Here is an 18,304-nt window from a genome sequence, read left to right as displayed (position 1 = left end):
GCCCGGCGATGCGCTGCCGCTGCGCTCAGGCGCAACACGATCAGCACCATGCCGTCGGCGCCGAGATCGGCCAGGGTGTGAACGCCGTCGGCGAGAAGACCATCCGAAAAAGCCATCCATCCAATGACGATCTGCACCGTCATCAGCACCGCATTCAAAAGGACACTCGCTTGGGCTGCTCTGAAGGCAGAGACAGTGTCATGCTTTTCGCGGCCGTACTCGGACGTCGACGACATCGTGGGGACTGTTTTTTGTGGTGGTACAGCACCGTAACCGCGTCGCGTGGCGAAGATATGACACGGAGGCGTTGAACGGAAGCAGTCGGGCAGAAACGAGCGGACAACAAAAAACCCCGCGAGCCAAAAGCATCACGGGGTTTCTCGATGTTTCCTTACTGCCTGAATCTTTGGTGCCCAAGAGAGGACTCGAACCTCCACACCTTGCGGCGCATGGACCTGAACCATGTGCGTCTACCAATTCCGCCACCTGGGCCAAGCGGTACAGCGAAGACCGGTATTGTAGCCAACCGTCCCGCGCTGTCAATGGGCGAGTGAGAAATAGCCGGTTGCCGGCTGTTCAAGACCCTAAACGATACCCACCGGCACGCGGCGCGCAAGCGCGCACATCAGCTCGTATCCGATCGTGCCTGCGCTGCTCGCGACATCGTCTATGCGGATCTGGCCGCCCCACAATTCCACGCGCGAACCCACGCGTGCGGCGGGAACGGGCGTGAGGTCGACGGTCAGCATATCCATCGATATCCGTCCAACCAGACGCGTCTTCACGCCGTCCACCGCGACCGGCGTGCCGGTTGGCGCGTGCCGTGGATATCCGTCGGCATAACCGCACGCGACCACGCCGATACGCATCGCGTGCGGCGCCGTGAAGGTGCGCCCGTATCCGACGGTTTCGCCCTCACGCAGTGTCTGGACGCCGATCAATTCGCTGCGCAGGGTCATGGACGCCTGAAGCGGCACATCGGCGATATGTTCGGTCATACCCGTCGGCGACGCGCCATACAACACGATTCCCGGGCGGACCCAGTCCCGATGCGTGCGCGGATGCCAGAGCACCGATGCCGAATTCGCGAGGCTGCGTTGTCCCGGCATGCCGGCGGTGGTGGCATCGAAGCGGTCCATCTGCCAGTCCACTTCGCCTTCGTCAGCGTTGGCGAAGTGGTTCATCAGCGTGATCTCTCCAATATTCACGCATTCGCGCGCGCGGTCCCACGCGGCGCGATAGACGTCCGGCGCAAAACCCAGGCGGTTCATGCCCGAGTTCATCTTGAGATAGATATCGATGGGACGCGTTGCTTTGCAGCTCGCTAGCAGCGCGAGTTGTTCATCGCAATGGACGGCGGTGGTCAGGCGGTATCGATCGGCAATCTGCACGTCTTCTGTCGTGAAAATGCCTTCGAGCAGGAGAATCGGTTTGGTCCAGCCGAGTTCGCGCACGCGGACTGCTTCGTTCAGGTCGAGCAGACCAATGCCGTCCGCTGCGTCCAGCCCCGAATAAATCCGTTCGATGCCGTGACCATAGGCGTCCGCCTTCACGATGCCCCAGATGCGCGCCCCGGCAACTTTCTGTCTGGCGACTTCGAGATTGTGCCTGACGGCGTTTGGGTGGATTTCGGCGAAGATCGGGCGTGGCATGGCAGAGGAGTATATGGGGAGTAGAAACCGTCAGGGGCGGATCGCGTTCTGCCTGAAGGCAAGCCAGGCGGGACCGGAAGCGCCGGATCGTAGGGATTGCCACTATCGTAACGACGCGCACGCAGTTTTTGTTTTTGTATTAATGCGCTTGCGTAGGTGTATCGACTGACATTCGAGCTGTCGTTATGGCTGGGGCTTGGAGCCGGAAACGAAAAAACCTTCCGGTTAAGGAAGGCTTTTTGTAAAACAAGGCTGCTTTTGCGGAGCAGAAACTACGTGCATCAACTTCTACTACGAACCGCGAAGCCTTGCTTCAGCTTTTTGGTGCCCAAGAGAGGACTCGAACCTCCACACCTTGCGGCGCATGGACCTGAACCATGTGCGTCTACCAATTCCGCCACCTGGGCAGTGTGCGTATGCAGCAAAGAACGTAATTATAGCCGGGCTTGTCGCCCTGTCAAGCATTTTGAGACCCAAAGTGAAACGGGGCCGCGAGCCATTGTCCATATGGCTTAAGCGCCGATATGGCCTCGTTTGCGGGTGTTAGAATGATTCGCAGACTATTCGTGAACGAACCGGAACAACGTTAAGCGCAACGTCCCGGCAACGCGCCGGCCCACCGCTTTCAGGACGGCGGGTAAAGTCAGGACGGGAAGCCCGGAGCGCGTTACCCGTGCGTTGCCCGATTAACCGCGACATTCAGTTAGACGAGAAGAGATCATCGATAAGCCCTTGAACAAATATCCGTATCCGATTCCGAGCCGCGAAGAAATTCTCGGCGTGTTGCGCACGAGCGAAGCCCCGCTTGCTGCGAACGACATCGCTGAAGCTCTGTCGATCAAGCGCCAGGAGCGCGAAGGATTTTTCAAGCGATTGGGAGCCATGGAGCGCGACGGCCAGGTCCGTCTCGACAAACGCGGCTACTACCAGCTCACGCATCCCTCGAATTTCGTGGCGGGCCGGGTCCAGGGCCATCGCGACGGTTTCGGTTTCCTGATTCGCGACGACGGCCAGGACGACCTGTTTTTGCCCAACGGCGAAATGCAGAAGGTCATGCACAACGACCGCGTGCTCGCGCGGATCGTCGGCTATGACCGCCGCGGACGTCCCGAAGGCCATATTGTCGAAGTCACGGATCGCGCGAATAAACGCATTATCGGCAGGCTGATCAGCGAAAACGGCGCGCTGATTCTCGTTCCCGAAGACAAGCGCATCGGTCACGACATCCTGATCACGCAAAACCCGAAGAAAGCGAAAGTGGGGCAGGTGGTATCGGTGGATCTCACCGATTTTCCGAGCCGTCACTCGCAGCCGCTCGGGCGTGTGGTCGAAGTGATCGGCGATATCGACGACCCGGGCATGGAAATCGAGATCGCGGTGCGCAAATACGGCGTGCCGCACGAGTTCAGCGATCGCGCGCTCGAGCAGGCGTCGAAGCTGCCAGACGAAGTGCGTCCGGCTGACATCCGGCATCGCGTGGATTTGCGCGATGTGCCGCTCGTGACCATCGACGGTGAAGACGCACGCGACTTCGACGACGCCGTGTATTGCGAACCCATGAATGTCGGTCGGGGTACAGGCTTTCGCTTGCTGGTCGCGATTGCCGACGTCTCGCATTACGTGCGCCCGAATGAAGCGCTGGACGTGGACGCGCTCGATCGCAGCACGTCGGTGTATTTCCCGCGCCGCGTGATTCCGATGTTGCCGGAAAAGCTGTCGAACGGCTTGTGTTCGCTGAATCCGCAGGTTGATCGTTGCGTGCTGGTCTGCGACATGGTGATCACCGCGCGTGGCGAGATCAAGGCGTACCAGTTCTACCCGGCTGTGATGCATTCGGCGGCGCGGTTGACGTACACGGAAGTTGCATCTGTCCTGACCAATACGAAGGGACCCGAAGCTGCGAAGCGCGCTGATCTTCTGCCGCAATTGCAGAATCTCTATGGCGTGTACAAGTCGCTGCACGCGGCGCGCCAGAAGCGCGGCGCGATCGACTTCGATACGACCGAGACGTATATCGTATGTAACGCGCAGGGCAAGATCGAGCAGATCGTGCCGCGTCACCGGAACGACGCGCACAGGCTGATCGAGGAGTGCATGCTGGCGGCGAACGTCTGCGCCGCGGACTTCCTGAAGCGCAACAAGCACCCGGGGTTGTATCGCGTGCATGCCGGGCCTACGCCCGAAAAGCTCGAGAATCTGCGTGCGTTCCTGCGTGGCGTGGGGCTGGCGTTGGGCGGTGGCGAGAAGCCGCACGCAAGCGATTACGCCGCGCTCATGGCGATGGTTCGTGACCGGCCGGATGCGCAAATGCTGCAAAGCATGGTGCTGCGTTCCATGCAGCAAGCCGTGTACAGCCCTGACAACATCGGCCACTTTGGACTCGCGTATGAAGCGTATGCCCACTTCACGAGCCCGATCCGCCGATATCCGGATTTGCTCACGCATCGCGCGATCTACGCCATCCTGCAAGGCAAGAAGTACCAGCCTGAAGTCGGTCACGACGTCACGCTCAGCACCGGCTTGACGAAAGCCGCACGCGCCATGCAGAAGTCCGACGACGAGTCGCGCAGCCGTCAGCGCAACAACGTCGCGATCTGGGAAGAACTCGGACTGCATTGTTCGTCGAATGAACGGCGTGCCGACGAGGCCTCGCGCGACGTGGAAGCCTGGCTCAAGTGCTATTTCATGCGCGACAAGCTTGGCGAAGAGTACGGCGGCATGGTCAACGGCGTGACGACGTTCGGCATTTTCGTGCAACTGGATTCGTTGTTCATCGAAGGGCTGGTGCATATCACCGAGCTCGGTGCGGACTACTTCCAGTACGACGAGATCAAGAACGAGTTGCGCGGCGAACGCACGGGCATCCGCTACCGCATGTCGGATCGTGTGCGCGTGCAGGTGAGCCGCGTGGATCTGGATTCGCGCAAGATCGACTTCCGTCTCGTCCGCGATACACCCGTCAAGCCGCCCGGCCGTTCATCGGCGCCGGCTGCGGCGGTTGAGCACGCGGGCGTCAACGGTGCCGGTCCGCGTGTCCGTTCGTTGCCGGCCGACGAAGGCAGCAGCGTGAACGGGCGCCGGCGTGATCGCGGCGGCAAGAAGGCCGCGGCGCAAGCGGCAGGCAAGGCGGCAGCCGCCGCGTTGCCGCCGACCATCGCGAAAGATCTGGCGGTGGCGAAAAAGCGCGGCGCTGTCACGAAGCCGGCGGCGAAAAGTCACCCGCCGCGCAAGAAGCGCTAAAAGAAGTACTGAGGCGGCGCGGGTTTTCATCGAGTAACGAGGATGCCGCACGCCTCGGTTTGAAATGCGCGGCCCGATGCACGATGCATCCGGGCCGCGTTTCCATTTTGTTTTGTTTGAATACGGTCTGGTCCAGTCATGTCACGTCTTAAAGTTTTGTATGGTTTTCACGCGGTGACCGCACGGGTTCGCGCGGATGCATCGACGATCGAAGAGATTCTCTACGATCCGACCCGCAAGGACCGGCGCATGACGGATTTCCTGCGCACCGCGAAAGAAGCGGGCATTCGCCTGATCGCCGCCGACGAAGCGCGCCTCTGGGGGCTGTCTGGCAACGTCGGTCATCAGGGTGTGGTCGCACGCGCGTCCGACATGCCGCTTGCGCAAAACCTGGCGGAGCTGCTCGATGGCGTGAGCGGCACGCCCTTGCTGCTCGTGCTCGATGGCGTGACCGATCCGCATAACCTCGGCGCATGCCTGCGTGTCGCCGATGCGGCCGGCGCCCATGCCGTGATCGCTCCGCGCGATCGTTCAGCGGGATTGAACGCAACGGCCGCGAAGGTCGCGAGCGGCGCGGCTGAAACCGTGCCGTACATCACGGTGACGAATCTGGCGCGCGCGTTGCGCGAGTTGAAAGATGCCGGCGTGTGGGTGATCGGCACGTCGGGCGATGCGACGGCGAGCGTCTACGAGACCAAGCTCGATGGACCCGTTGCGATCGTGGTCGGCGCGGAAGGCGAGGGCATGCGGCGCCTTACCGGCGAGACCTGCGACGAAATCATGAAGATCCCGATGGCCGGCAGCGTCGAGAGTCTGAATGTATCGGTGGCGAGCGGGATTTGCCTGTTCGAAGCGGTGCGTCAGCGGTCGGTGAAGAAGTAAGCGCACGTGAAGCGGTTCATTTCTGCGATTGCAAGCGGCGTGTTATGTGTGCTGCTCGCCGCCTGTTCCACCACCCAGGTCGATCGCGGCGCGTACATTGCCGACACGCGCTATCACGCGCCGAGCGTCGATTCACGCGTGCGTTTCCTCGTGATGCACTACACGCAAAGCGGTGAAGCGCGATCGCTCGCGGTGCTCACCGGTGACGATGTCAGCGTCCATTACGTGGTGCCGGATGCGCCGCGCATCGAGAATGGCGAGCCGGTGGTGTACCAGCTCGTGCCGGAAACCGAGCGCGCGTGGCACGCGGGCAAGAGCGAATGGCAGGGCACGACGGAGCTGAATGCGGCATCGATAGGCATTGAAAACGTGAACGTCGGTCCCATCGATACCCGCCAAGGCCGCACTTGGGCGCCATACCCGCCGGCTCAGGTCGACGCGATCGTGAAGCTTGCGAAGGACATCGTCACGCGCTACAAGATTCCGCCCACGCGCGTGGTGGGCCACAGCGATATCGCGCCGCAACGCAAGATCGATCCGGGTCCTGCGTTCCCGTGGCGCACACTCTACGACAACGGCATAGGCGCCTGGCCCGACGACGCAACCGTCGCGCAGCATCTCGCGGGCCGCGATCCGAAGTCTTTGGTCGACGTGGCTGCGTTGCAGCAAAAACTTCATCGATACGGCTACGAAGTCGCAACCGACGGCGTGCTGGACGACAAGACGCGCAAGGTCATCGCTGCGTTCCAGATGCACTTTCGTGCTACCGATTACGCCGGCAATCCGGACGCGGAAACCGACGCCATCGCTTCAGCCTTGCTCGACAAGTACCTTCCCTAAAGGCTTATCCCGCCCATGTCAGAACTTTTCCTTCCCTTTCGTTCGGTGCACATGACGTGCGCCGCGCTTAGCATCCTCGGATTTTTTATCCGCTGGATCTGGATGCTGCGCGACTCGCCGATGCTGCAAAAACGCGCCGTGAAAGTGGTGCCGCATATCGTCGATACGCTATTGCTGCTCAGCGCCATCGTGCTTGTCGGCATCATCGGTTTCGGGCCGAACGCCGCGTGGCTTTCGGCGAAGATTGCAGGATTGATCGTGTATATCGTGCTCGGGACGTTTGCGCTGAAACGCGGTCGCACAAAAGGCGCGCGTGCAGTGTTCGGCGTGCTCGCTATCCTCGTGTTCGCGTTTATTGCGTCGGTCGCGCGCACGCACAATCCGCTCGGCTTCTTGATGCACGTCTGAGCGTCTAGAATTCAGGTTTACCTCTTCCAAGCTGTCACCCTTGCCATGACCCAAGATGAACTGAAGCAACTGGTCGCCGCCGAAGCGGCCGCCTACGTCCACGCCAACGTACCCGAAGGCGCGGTGATCGGCGTCGGCACGGGCACGACGGCGAATTGTTTTATCGATGCCATCGCGAGCGCGAAGTCGCGGTATCGCGGGGCGGTATCGAGTTCGCTTGCAACCACCGCGCGGCTCGAAGCGCACGGGTTCCAGGTGCTCGAACTCAACGAAATCGAGTCATTGCCTGTGTACGTGGACGGCGCCGATGAAATCGATGCACACGGCGCCATGATCAAAGGCGGCGGCGGGGCGCTGACGCGCGAGAAGATCGTGGCGTCGGTTGCGGACGTGTTTGTGTGTATTGCCGATGGCAGCAAGCGCGTCGACGTGCTCGGCAACTTTGCGTTGCCAATCGAAGTCGTGCCAATGGCGCGTACCGCAATCGGGCGTCGCGTGATTGCCTTAGGCGGCGTGCCGGTGCTGCGCGTGAACACGGACGGCTCGCCCTTCATCACGGATAACGGCAACGAGATCATCGACGTGAAGGCGCTCAAGATCACCGACCCGATCGCGCTCGAGGCGATGGTCAACGGCTGGGCGGGCGTGGTGACCGTGGGTCTTTTCGCGGCGCGTGGTGCGAATGTTTGTCTTTTGGGAACGGCGGGCGGTGTCGAGCGGATCGATTACATCGCTCGATGATGCTTGCTTGAATATAAAACGCAGGATGCGCACGGGGTCAGGCGCGCGGTGAGCCTTTCACGGCTGCCGCGCGTTTTTTTATTCCCGCCAACGCTCAATGATCTGTTTCGCTAAACTACATTCATAGTCAGATCAATCCGATGCGTGGCACAAGGGCGATCATTCAAACTAGGTACGTCGCTGGAGCCAGTGCTTCAAGCCCGTCAATCAGAGTGACCGCGAACGTTTCGTCGGCATTGACCCTCAACAGGTTGAATCTCATCTCTCGCTGGGCGCGGCATCAAGGTCTTAACAATTACGGGAATGAAGCGATGCACAACAATCTTCGCAAGACACTCGACGCGTCCTATATCCGCCTGAGAAGCATGGAACCGTCGCCTACGGCGTTCGCCGGCAACTACGCGTTATGCCTCGGCGTGATCATGGGTGGACAAACCTGCAGGGGAATGACAATGAAAGAAGCGGAGAGCGAACGCGCTTACCTTGCGATGCTCGCCGCGATGTATGAGATCAAGCTGGGCGTGCCCGGCAACTTCAGTACTCGGTAACGCACTTATCGACTGTTCACGGAAATGGCGCGGCATTGATTCATGCCGGGCCATTTTTTTTTGATTCCGTTTTTAACTATCTGGTTAATCTGACTTCGCTGGCCGGCGCATTTTCGATGACGTTCGTCGATTCCGGCGCATCGTTTCTGCTAGCGAGGGTTGCGATATCGAACAGCACGCGCGTCATTTGCTGCAAATATCGATCGATGGAAAAGTGCTGGCCCGCATCCGCGTGACCTTGCGCGGCAATACGCTTCGCCATTTCAGGCTCGCGCTGCAAGGTGCTGATGGCAACGGCAAGCTTCGATGCATCGCCGGGTTCTATGACCATGCCGTTCTCGCCATGCCTCACGATCTCCGGCACCGCGCCACCGTTCGACGCGATCACGGGTTTGCCTGCAGCCATTGCTTCGATGATGACAAGACCAAAGGGCTCGGGTTGTGTCGATGCATGAACGATCACGTCCATGGCTTTCATCCACGATGCAACGTCGTGCTGGAAGCCGGCGAAGTGCACGCGGTCGGTGATGCCAAGCGCCTCGGCTTGTGTTCGCAGACTTTGCGCATAGGCGGTCTCGCCGAAAAGCGCATCGCCGACGAGAACCAGATGCGCGTCTGGCACGCGGGCGATTGCATCGATGGCAACATGCTGACCTTTCCATTGCGTGAAGCGGCCAAACAGTCCGACGAGAAATGCATCGCGGGGAAGTCCCAGCACGGTACGGCGTTGTTCGATGACCGCGCTCGCATGACTCGCATCGTCGCCAAAGCGTGTCATGTCCACGCCGTTATGTACGACGGGTACGGCGCTGCGCGGCAAGCCGGTGAGTTTGATCAGCGCGTCGGCGGAAGCGCGTGAATTTGCAACGACATGATCGACGCCGACTTTCACGGCCCATTTGATCAGCGTTAAATGCAAGCGGCCGAAATGTTCACGCGAAACGATGTCATGCACATGCCAGACCGTCGGCTTGCCATGCAACGCGCGGCTGAAGGCGCCGAGGATCAGCGCCTTCTGCGTGTTGAGGAACACCATGTCGAATGATTTTGCGCGCTCGGCAATCATGCGTACCTGACGCAAGATGCCGGGCAGGGCGGCAAGCGCGCCGAATTTCATGCGATCTTTCTTGATGCCCTGAATGCGCGCGTCCGACTCAACCGATACCGTCACACCTTCAGCGTGAAGCCGGTCGCGGAACGGACCATCGGAGAGCAGCAGCACTTCGCTTCGCGGGGTGCATCGAACAGCGAGAGGCAGCAGGCAGATTTCAGCGCCACCGAGCTGACCGCTTTGATCGATGAAAAGAATTTTCGGTTCACCCTGGACTTGCGAAGGCGTGTCTGCACGCATAGGGCTCGTGTCACGTGCGCCGGCCGCGGGCGCCAGGCCCTGATCACGCAGCAGCGTGTTGGCTGGAATCGATAAGCTGGCTGCGGATTTTGTGGGCATCGATGACAGGTATGAGCATTAGCAAACCCGAGGCCGATTAACCCGGCCGCCATGGGTAAATGAAGAGCATTAAGACGACATGAACACAGGACCCATTATTCGCATTGCGATGCTTCTGGTGTGTGGGCGTGCGCACGAAACCATAAAAGGACTCTCTTTAAACTCGCTTCATCGGCAGCAATAGGCTGCGGCATACGGGTTTCATCATGAAAGTGGCTATTGTTCACGACTGGCTGGTGGTGTCGGGCGGCGCGGAGAAGGTGCTTGAGCAGATGATTGCGTGCTTTCCGCAGGCGGATATCTTCAGCCTCGTGGACTTTCTCGAAGACCGTTCGATTGTTCATAACAAGCCCGTCAAGACGTCCTTTATCCAGCGGCTTCCATATGCGGAAAAGAAATATCGCGGGTATTTGCCGTTAATGCCGCTTGCTATCGAGCAGTTTGATTTGTCGAGCTACGATCTCATTCTTTCGAGCTCGCATGCCGTGGCCAAGGGCGTGCTGGTCGGCCCTGATCAGACGCATGTGAGTTATGTGCACTCGCCGATCCGCTACGCGTGGGACCTGCAGCATCAATACTTGCGTGAAGCGCGCCTCGAGCGCGGTCCGCGGTCATGGGTCGCGCGCATGTTGCTGCATTACTTGCGCAATTGGGACGCGCGCTCGGCTAACGGCGTTGACAGGATCATTGCCAATTCGCAGTTCGTTGCGCGCCGGATCATGAAGAGTTACAGGCGTGAGTCGGCGGTCATTGCGCCGCCGGTCGACGTGCAGGCTTTCGAGGTTGGCAGCGAGAAGGGCGATTTCTATTTGACCGCTTCGCGCATGGTGCCTTACAAGCGCATCGATATGATCGTTGAAGCGTTTGCGTCGATGCCGGATCGCAAGCTCGTGGTGATTGGCGACGGTCCGCAGATGGATTTGGTGCGCGCAAAGGCAACGCCCAACGTGAGTATTCTTGGCTATCAGACGTTTGATGTTCTGAAGGATCATATGCAGCGCGCCAAGGCATTTGTCTACGCGGCTGAGGAAGACTTTGGCATTGCGATTGTGGAAGCGCAGGCATGCGGCACGCCGGTGATTGCGTTTGGCAAGGGTGGGGCGCTGGAGTCGGTTGTACCGCTTGGCATGCCGGGGGCAACTGGCATTCATTTTCCTCAGCAGACGGCTGGGTCGCTGTGCGATGCGGTCGAGCGGTTTGAGGATTCGCCGCATGCGTTTTCGGCGCAGGCATGCCGGAAGAATGCTGAGCGTTTCAGTGCTGCGGACTTTCGTCGCAAGTTCATTGTCGAGGTGTTGAACACGATGGCGAAGGCGAATCCTGGCGCCGACAGGGATGTATCGGCGATGGCCGCGCGGGCGTTTGTTAAGGCTGCTTAGGGGTGCGTGTGGGCCAAACTTAGGCCTTTAATCTCGGATAAGGTAGGTAGCACCGTTGCCTGCGCTTGAACAGCGTGGGCTTTTTTTCGTTTGGAGGTTTGGGTTGGTGTTTGGGTTGGTGCTGGGTCGATGCCGGGTTGTTGCTTTTCAGGTCTTCGCGCGTTCCGTCCTGGCTGATCTTTTTCGCACTATTAGCCACTGTGTGCGTGGCGGGACTTCGTTTCTTTGTCCTACGGCTGTTTAGACCGGAGACATGGTTGACACTTGTACGGGGACATAGCTGACACATTTCATAGTGAAATCAGGGGCTGGTTCAGGTCAAGTTCCATCACCCGATGTTGATAAAAATTAAAATCGAACACCCCGTCTTTTTCGGCATTGGGTCGCGCAGCAAGGCTCAGTTTCTCCAGTGACCTCGAGACCTTGAGTTCGTGTCCCCGGAACGTAAAGTGGCCATGCCAGTCGACTTTTACGATCTCGTCGTCGGCACCGTATTCCGGCTCAGGAATCGTGCTGGGCCAAACGCGCGTACTTGGCCGATAGCGCTTGACCGGCGTGCTCAAGCCGATGCCCTCATGCGGGCGCCGGTTGTTGTAAAGCTCGCGCTAGCGCTCGAACTCCGTTTGCGCCTCGCGATGCGTCATAAAGGTCCGCCCGGCCAGTACTTCGGCCTTCAGCGAGCGATGAAACCGATCATTTGGCCGAACTGGCGCGATGCGCCCCACGGCGCGCCGTTATCGGTGTTGATCTGGCGCGGCAGCCCGTAGGTGGCGAACGCCCGTCCCAGATGGGCTTGCACGGTGGCTGTCGTCTCGAACGCGCACGCTTGGAGCACCACGTTGAAGTGTGAATGGTCATCGAGCACGGTCAGCGGATGGCACCGGCCTTCGCCCACGGTAGGAAAGCGGCCCTTGAAATCCATCTGCCACAGCTCGTTGGGCTGCTCGCGCTTGAAGCGCTGCCAGGCGGTGGAATCGGCCGATGCTCGCGGCGTAATCCTGTCGTGGCGATGCAGAATCCCGGTAATCGTGCTGGTGGCCGGCGGCGGCACCGGCGTCTGATCGCGCAGGAACCGGGCGATCTTGCGCGCCCCAGGCGGGGTTGCGCGTGCGCACGCCGAGCACGGGCGGGGTGATCGATGGCGAGTGCAACGGCCGGCGGGGACTGATCGGCCAGTCCGGCGATGCCGTCTTCTTTATATCGATTAAGCCATTTGTAGCCGGTCTGGCGGCTCACACCAAAGCGTCGGCACAAATCGGTAAAGGGCGCGCTTTGATGCAAAGCGAGTTCGACGAACTCCTGGCGCAGTTTCATGGTGTCTCGTGGGTTCCACGGCATGGTCGGATTCGAGGCTGTTGGACTGCTCGAAAGTGTCAACCATGTCTCCGCACACCTGTCAGCTATGTCTCCGGTCTAAACAGCCGTTGGACAAAGAAATCAATTCCCGCCACGGACAGTGGCTAATAGTGCTAAAGAAGACAGCTAAGACAAACCGCGCGAAGAACTAAGCAGCAACACGGCACCAACCCAGCACCACCCCAACCCCACTCGCCAGCACCCCCCCAAAAACCAAATGCCCGCTTCCGCGGGCACCCTTGGCTACTAGCAGCCTTCTGGCTATCTCATGACCTAATGAAAAAACACTCCCCCACCTGCGTTCAATGCTTCACATCAACAGCGGCCGGATCGCTCGAATACGTATAAGCGTAGGCGTAATCATAAGTCCCCTTACGACCACCGCTCTTCGCCGGCATTGCATTCAACACGCCACCCACAACCCTGGCGCGAGCGCGCTTGAGCTTCTTCAGCGCATCCGCAATATTCTTCTCAGAGTGAGCCCCCGAACGCATCACGAGCACCGTCGATCCAGCCAGGCTCGCGATCACCGCAGCATCCGGCACAGCCAGCAACGGCGGCGTATCGACAATCACCAGATCGAACTGTTTCTCAAAGGCCTGCAGCAACGTAGCAAACCGGCTCGACGTCAAAATCTCCGACGGATTCGGCGGATGCGCACCCGAGCCAATGAAGTGCAGTCCATTCACACCGGTCTCACGCGCAGCCATCTCGAAGTCGGTCTGTCCCGTAAGCAGCTCGGTAAGACCACCATTCGATGACTTCCCCATATAGTGAGCAAGACGGCCACGGCGCAGATCGGCATCGATCAGCAATACGCGCTTGCCCGACTCCGCGAGCAATGCCGCAAGGTTGGCCGCGAGGAAGCTCTTGCCGTCCGACGGCGCCGGGCTCGTGATCGCGATCACGCGGTTGGGTGCATCGACCAGTGCGAATTGCAGCGTGGCGCGAAGTCCGCGAAGACCTTCAATGGATGTATCGAAGGGATGCGTGGTCGAGAGCAACGGTTGCTTGCCAGTGTTGGCCGCCGGCAGCACCGTAGCGTTCTGAAGCGCCATGGCCACAGGGGTCTTGGTGGAAAGCCCGAGCGTGGTACCCATCGAATCGCCTACAGACTGCGTGCCCAGACGCTTCATGCCACCCTTGGCCGACGACGACGGCAATGCCATCGGACGATCAAGGCGCACACGATCCAGTCTGGCTTGTTCTGCGCTAAAGGGAATCGCGCCGAAAATCGGCAGGTTGAAGCGGCGCTCGACGAGTTCCGGATCATCCACACCAGCGAAGAATGAACGGCGCACGAAGGCGAACACAACACCGGCAATCACGCCCAGCAGACCGCCCGCGGCAATGATCAGCGCAGCCTTGGGCTTGACAGGTTGCGAAGGCACGAGCGCCATATCGACGATATGCACGTTGCCGACCGTTCCCGCACGGCTGATCGAAAGCTCCTGCGTCTTGTTCAGCAGCGCGACGTAGATCTCTGAGTTGACCTTGGCTTCGCGTTGCAGCGATACCGCCTGACGCTCCGAACCCGGCAGCGTCTTGAACTGGTTATCGAAGCGCGATTTCTCGACGTTGAGCGCGGCAAGTTGCGCGTCGACTGCACGGACTTCGTCGGCGCCATCAGTGAAGCGTTGCAGCAACTGAACGCGTTGCATACGCAGCGCAGCGATCTGGCGTTCGTAATCGAGGCCACCCGACAAATACGTCTGCGCTTCCTGCGTCGGCTGGAACGAGCCGGCCGCCGTCTGATACTGCGCCAGTGCGGTCTCGCTTGCATGCAACTCGTCACGCACTCGCGGCAGTTCGTTGTTCAGGAAGGTGAGCATGCGGTTCGCTTCTTCCTGCGCACGTTCCGTACGCTGCTTCAAGTATGAAGCGGCAAGCGCGTTTGCGACCTGGGTGATATAGAGGGGTTGCGAGCCGCTGTACGAGATCTGAATGATGCCCGTGTCCTTGCCTTTCTCGGCCACCTGCATGCCGGATCCGAACGCTTGCACGGCTTCGAGTTGTGAAGCGCGCGTGACGTAGAACTCGGTGCCAGGGCGAGCCACGAGCTGGCTTACGAGCAGCGTGATGCCATTACCCTTCGCCATGTTGCCGGCGAGACCCTGAAGCAGTTCGTGGTTTTGTGCATCGAGCAAAGCGTAGCGGCCTTGACCCAGCGCACGCAACGTGAGGCGCTGGTCTTGCAGCATCGCGGGAACCGTGATGGAGTCCACCTTGAACTCTTCGCCGCCCCATGCGTAGGTGTCGAGTCCCAACACCGCAGGCAGCGGATGTCCCTTGCGCGCGAACAGCGGCGTGATGCGCCCAATAAACGGCATCACGTTGGACTCGGTGCTGAAGTTCAGATTGAACTGATCGACAACAGGTTCGATCACCGTGCGGCTCTTGATGATCTCGATCTCGGAGTCCGCGTGCAACGATCCGCCGCTCGGCGTCAACGCTGCGGAAAGCGAACCCTGATTGTTGCTCGTCGAACTGGTATTCGGCGTATCGACCTGCACGAGGGCATCGGCGGAATAGATCGGGGTCGACAGCTTTGCGTACAGCACGGCGGCCAGCAAGATGCCGAGCGCAATGCCCAGCACCCACCAGATCTGGTCCGTGATCATCCGCACGAGGTCGCGCAAGACGAACTCTTCGTCCTTGGCTTGCGCGGGCGAATGCTCCAGCATTTCATAAGTACTCATGTCGCACTCCAGGCATGACACATGACGCGTTGTTAGCGGGTCGTTTGGATGGTGTAGAACAGCGTCTGGATCGTCGGCGAGATTTGCTCGAGCACGCGGTTGAAGCGGGCAGCGCTGGCAACTTGCACGTAGATCACGTCACGCGGATGCAACTCGAATTGTGTCATCAGCATCAGCGCATCGACTTGCGTCATGTCGAGCTTGTACACGCTGAGATCGAGCGGACGTGAGCCCGGCATTGCGCTGCCATTGGCCGGCGTCAATGCGGCGGTCTTGATCATGCCGCCCTTTGCCGATTGTTCCGGTGCGCGGATCACGTAGATCTGACGCGGGTCAGCCGAACGCGGGTCGATGCTGTTGGCGTTCGCAAGTGCATCGGCGAGTGTCAAGCGGCCGCGGTTCATCGGAATGGTTTGCGGCTTTGCGAGTTCGCCGAGCACAAACACACGGCTCTTGGTGCGATCCGGCACATCGATGATGTCGTCATCCTGCAGCAACACGTTCTGCTGGATATCGCCGCGATCGAGGAGGGCGGCGACATCGACTGCATAGCGCTTGCCGTCACGGGTGACGCCTACGTTCTGCAGATCGGCGTCGGCGTTTGCACCGCCCGAGCGGTTGATCGCATCGATAACGGACAGCGGCACGTCGGTGATCGGCATGGATGAAGGTGTCTTCAGGTCGCCGGTGACTTGTACCTGCTTGCTGTAGAAGCCGGACACGCGCACGTCGAGCTGCGGATTGCGGATGGTCTTCGACAAACCTTGCGTAAGCGCTGCCTGCAATTGCTGCGGCGTCTTGCCGAGAGCCTGCACGCGGCCAACGCGGGGGAAAAAGATGGTGCCGTCGTTGGCGACGCGCACTGTCACGCCGCCGGCTTCCGGACTGGCCGCACCAGCCGACGCATTCAGCGGCGCGCCTGCGTTGCCTGTAGTGCCCGCGGGCAGCGGCGGTACGCCCGCGCCTCCCGTGCTTGCCGAAATACCGCTCGAGCTGAACTCAGGGTGATCCCAGACGGTGATGCTGATCTGGTCATTCACGCCAATGTGATACGCATAGAGCTTGCGGGTATCTTTGGTCAGGCAGGTGAGCGGGCAGACGCTTGCGATCGTTTCATCGCTGAGTTGCGGATGGGTCTCGAAGTAGCTGACATCGATAGGCGTCACGTGATACTTCACGTTCGCCTGGGCGACGCTGTCCGGCGCCGGTGTCTGGTCGAGACGATCGGTGTCGAGATAAGGTCCCGGTGCAATCGCGCAACCGGTCAACGATGCTGTGAAGGTTGCGCCAGCCAGCAGTGAAACGAGTAGTTTGATATTCATATTAGTGGTCCTCGCGTTACGGATACGCTGAATGTCCCCAGCGCAAAGTCTCCTGACCGTCAACGCGCAGTGCGCGTAGGTAGTCCTTCCTGTGCATGACGTAAGCGCCTTGATAGCGTCATCCGGGTTTCGCTGCGAACGGGTTTCTCCCCGGTCCACCCATTCGCAGCAGCCACTCGAAACAACAGCTAACGCTCCCTGCCTTGAGAATCTGGCAGGTGTTCACACAGGAAGAACTGCAGGTTGAAAGACGCATGGCAGGAGACCGCTGCGCCTCTTTGAAAACTGTTATTGGCTACGTTGCTTCGCTTCATCTTTGCGGCTGCTTGCACTGACTCGCGGTGACGCGATGGTCGAGGCGCGCTTCTGGCCGTTCGATGTGACATCGTGGCGTTTCCGGCAGGGCCGGTAAGTGCGTTTCCGCACGCGGGCGTCTTAGTTCACACAAATAGCGCCGTGACCCTTGACATGTAATGCTTCAAATCAAAACCACTTTTTAAAACTGCGCGGCGATTAACACGATCCGCCCACCACACGCGTGCAAAACCCGTTCGATGCAATAAATATCGAAAGCATGATTATGTTTTTATGAAACGCATGATCGCAGCTTAATGCGTACGCAAATGTCGACACGTTGAACCTGGGACTGCGGGAAGAGGAGGGCGCGCGGCAGGCCATGACCTGACTTGCGTGACGCTCACACTGATCGCATGGTCCGCGGATTCAATGAACTTCTTCGGCAGCCTGGCGCAGACGCGGGAGCAGCCGGTCGAATTCACGCTTGACGATGCCGTAGCATTCGCATGCGCGCGCTTCGAGGCCTTCGCGATCCAGCACCTTGATGCAACCACGGCTGTGATGAATCAGTCCTGCGTCATGCAGCTTGCCTGCGGCTTCGGTCACGCCTTCACGGCGCACGCCAAGCATGTCGGCAATCAGTTGCTGAGTGACTTGAAGCTGGTTCGAAGAAGTGCGGTCGATTTCGATCAGGAGCCAGCGGCACAGTTGCTTGTTGAGCGAGTGGTGACGATTGCATGCAGCCGTTTGCGCCACTTGCGTGAGCAGGGCTTGCATATAAAGCAGCATCAGGCGGCGCAGGAAGTCCGAGCGGCCGAACTGTTCGCGCAAAGCAGATGCGCTCATGCGATAAGCGAAGCCCGGGCATTGCACCTGGACGCGCGTCGGCATGGTTTCACCGCCCGTCAGAACGGGCACGCCGGTCATGCCTTCACGGCCGACTGCTGCGATCTCGACTGAACCGCCGTCTTCCATCGTGTGAAGCAGGGAGATGATGGCGGTGGTGGGGAAGTACACGTGATGAATACGCTGACCCGAATCGCACAGCAATTGATCGGTGCGAAGCTGAACCAGTTCAAGGTGAGGTGTAAGAGCTTGCCATTCGTGCGCGGGAAGCGCACCCAACAGATGATTGCCGTGCAGGTCGGACTGAAGGGTCAGCATGATGTTCTTCTCTCGTGACTGTGCGCATTGCGCCTTACTTTTTATTTACCGGCCAGCGAAACGATCCGTGAGTGCATCTGACGGCATTCATCGAAACGTTTCGCGACCAGCCCCGTAAGCAGCGCAGCATCGTCGTTTAGTTGGTTTGTTTTTTCGACGTTACCGCGTTGCGCAACTCATTTAGCGAGGACCGTGCCAGCGATGGTCAATCTCAATGCCATCATGGGGTCGTACGTGGCGGGTGCCAGCGGCAAATCTGCAGATGGATGTTTTTGTTTCACTCTTGAACAGCAGCCCTGTTTGACCCGGACTTTCACCTTGATTGA

The 18,304-nt window shown here is 59.6% G+C and carries 13 protein-coding genes, 2 tRNA genes and 1 pseudogene; 7 read left to right on the top strand and 9 right to left on the bottom strand.

What is annotated here, in order from left to right:
* From ACFFAR_RS00690 to ACFFAR_RS00675, 4 genes are all read right to left on the bottom strand, one after another.
* Positions 1-236, bottom strand: a 236-nt coding sequence (locus ACFFAR_RS00690; protein ID WP_174363297.1) for a cation transporter, incomplete at its 3' end; no start/stop codon positions are given.
* A 171-nt stretch (positions 237-407) separates the two neighbouring features.
* A tRNA-Leu gene (locus ACFFAR_RS00685) sits at positions 408-492 on the bottom strand.
* Positions 493-584: 92 nt separating this feature from the next.
* Positions 585-1,652 carry an alanine racemase gene (gene alr, locus ACFFAR_RS00680; RefSeq protein WP_174363298.1) on the bottom strand — a complete coding sequence of 356 codons (1,068 nt, stop codon included), beginning with the start codon at positions 1,650-1,652 and terminating at the stop codon, positions 585-587.
* 322 nt (positions 1,653-1,974) lie between these two features.
* Positions 1,975-2,059: transfer RNA gene (locus ACFFAR_RS00675), tRNA-Leu, on the bottom strand.
* A 325-nt stretch (positions 2,060-2,384) separates the two neighbouring features.
* Between ACFFAR_RS00675 and rnr the strand changes: the two genes are divergently transcribed.
* The 6 genes from rnr (at position 2,385) to ACFFAR_RS00645 (ending at position 8,311) form a co-directional block, all read left to right on the top strand.
* A complete protein-coding gene (rnr, locus tag ACFFAR_RS00670) occupies positions 2,385-4,892 on the top strand; it encodes a ribonuclease R (RefSeq protein ID WP_061999602.1) in 2,508 nt (835 codons plus the stop codon).
* 138 nt (positions 4,893-5,030) lie between these two features.
* Positions 5,031-5,774: a 23S rRNA (guanosine(2251)-2'-O)-methyltransferase RlmB gene (rlmB, locus tag ACFFAR_RS00665; RefSeq protein ID WP_056364043.1), complete on the top strand. Its 744-nt coding sequence runs from the start codon at positions 5,031-5,033 to the stop codon at positions 5,772-5,774.
* A gap of 6 nt (positions 5,775-5,780) precedes the next feature.
* Complete coding sequence (locus ACFFAR_RS00660; RefSeq protein WP_174363299.1) at positions 5,781-6,614, top strand: N-acetylmuramoyl-L-alanine amidase; 834 nt, start codon at positions 5,781-5,783, stop codon at positions 6,612-6,614.
* A gap of 15 nt (positions 6,615-6,629) precedes the next feature.
* Entirely contained in the window at positions 6,630-7,022 is a 393-nt protein-coding gene (locus ACFFAR_RS00655) for a SirB2 family protein (RefSeq protein WP_061999600.1), read from the top strand.
* Positions 7,023-7,067: 45 nt separating this feature from the next.
* The gene (gene rpiA / locus ACFFAR_RS00650; RefSeq protein ID WP_174363300.1) at positions 7,068-7,763 is read left to right on the top strand and encodes a ribose-5-phosphate isomerase RpiA; all 696 of its coding nucleotides are present in this window, start codon (positions 7,068-7,070) and stop codon (positions 7,761-7,763) included.
* A 311-nt stretch (positions 7,764-8,074) separates the two neighbouring features.
* Positions 8,075-8,311, top strand: a complete 237-nt coding sequence (locus ACFFAR_RS00645) for a hypothetical protein (protein ID WP_061999598.1) — start codon at positions 8,075-8,077, stop codon at positions 8,309-8,311.
* 76 nt (positions 8,312-8,387) lie between these two features.
* Here ACFFAR_RS00645 and ACFFAR_RS00640 read toward each other — a convergent pair whose 3' ends face one another.
* Positions 8,388-9,761 carry a glycosyltransferase family 4 protein gene (locus ACFFAR_RS00640; RefSeq protein ID WP_375507391.1) on the bottom strand — a complete coding sequence of 458 codons (1,374 nt, stop codon included), beginning with the start codon at positions 9,759-9,761 and terminating at the stop codon, positions 8,388-8,390.
* Between the two features lie 206 nt (positions 9,762-9,967).
* Between ACFFAR_RS00640 and ACFFAR_RS00635 the strand changes: the two genes are divergently transcribed.
* Positions 9,968-11,140 carry a glycosyltransferase gene (locus ACFFAR_RS00635; protein WP_174362198.1) on the top strand — a complete coding sequence of 391 codons (1,173 nt, stop codon included), beginning with the start codon at positions 9,968-9,970 and terminating at the stop codon, positions 11,138-11,140.
* Positions 11,141-11,430: 290 nt separating this feature from the next.
* Here ACFFAR_RS00635 and ACFFAR_RS00630 read toward each other — a convergent pair.
* From ACFFAR_RS00630 to ACFFAR_RS00615, 4 genes and pseudogenes are all read right to left on the bottom strand, one after another.
* A pseudogene (locus tag ACFFAR_RS00630) lies at positions 11,431-12,478 on the bottom strand (helix-turn-helix domain-containing protein).
* A 320-nt stretch (positions 12,479-12,798) separates the two neighbouring features.
* On the bottom strand, positions 12,799-15,195 hold the full coding sequence (locus ACFFAR_RS00625) for a polysaccharide biosynthesis tyrosine autokinase (RefSeq protein ID WP_375507390.1): 2,397 nt from the start codon (positions 15,193-15,195) through the stop codon (positions 12,799-12,801).
* A 32-nt stretch (positions 15,196-15,227) separates the two neighbouring features.
* Positions 15,228-16,517: a polysaccharide biosynthesis/export family protein gene (locus tag ACFFAR_RS00620; RefSeq protein ID WP_174362200.1), complete on the bottom strand. Its 1,290-nt coding sequence runs from the start codon at positions 16,515-16,517 to the stop codon at positions 15,228-15,230.
* Between the two features lie 723 nt (positions 16,518-17,240).
* On the bottom strand, positions 17,241-17,978 hold the full coding sequence (locus tag ACFFAR_RS00615) for a Crp/Fnr family transcriptional regulator (protein ID WP_056364021.1): 738 nt from the start codon (positions 17,976-17,978) through the stop codon (positions 17,241-17,243).
* Positions 17,979-18,304: the final 326 nt, after the last annotated feature.

The organism is uncultured Caballeronia sp. (assembly GCF_964243625.1).
Classification (GTDB): Bacteria; Pseudomonadota; Gammaproteobacteria; order Burkholderiales; family Burkholderiaceae; genus Caballeronia.
This window is presented reverse-complemented; position numbering and strand designations above follow the sequence as displayed.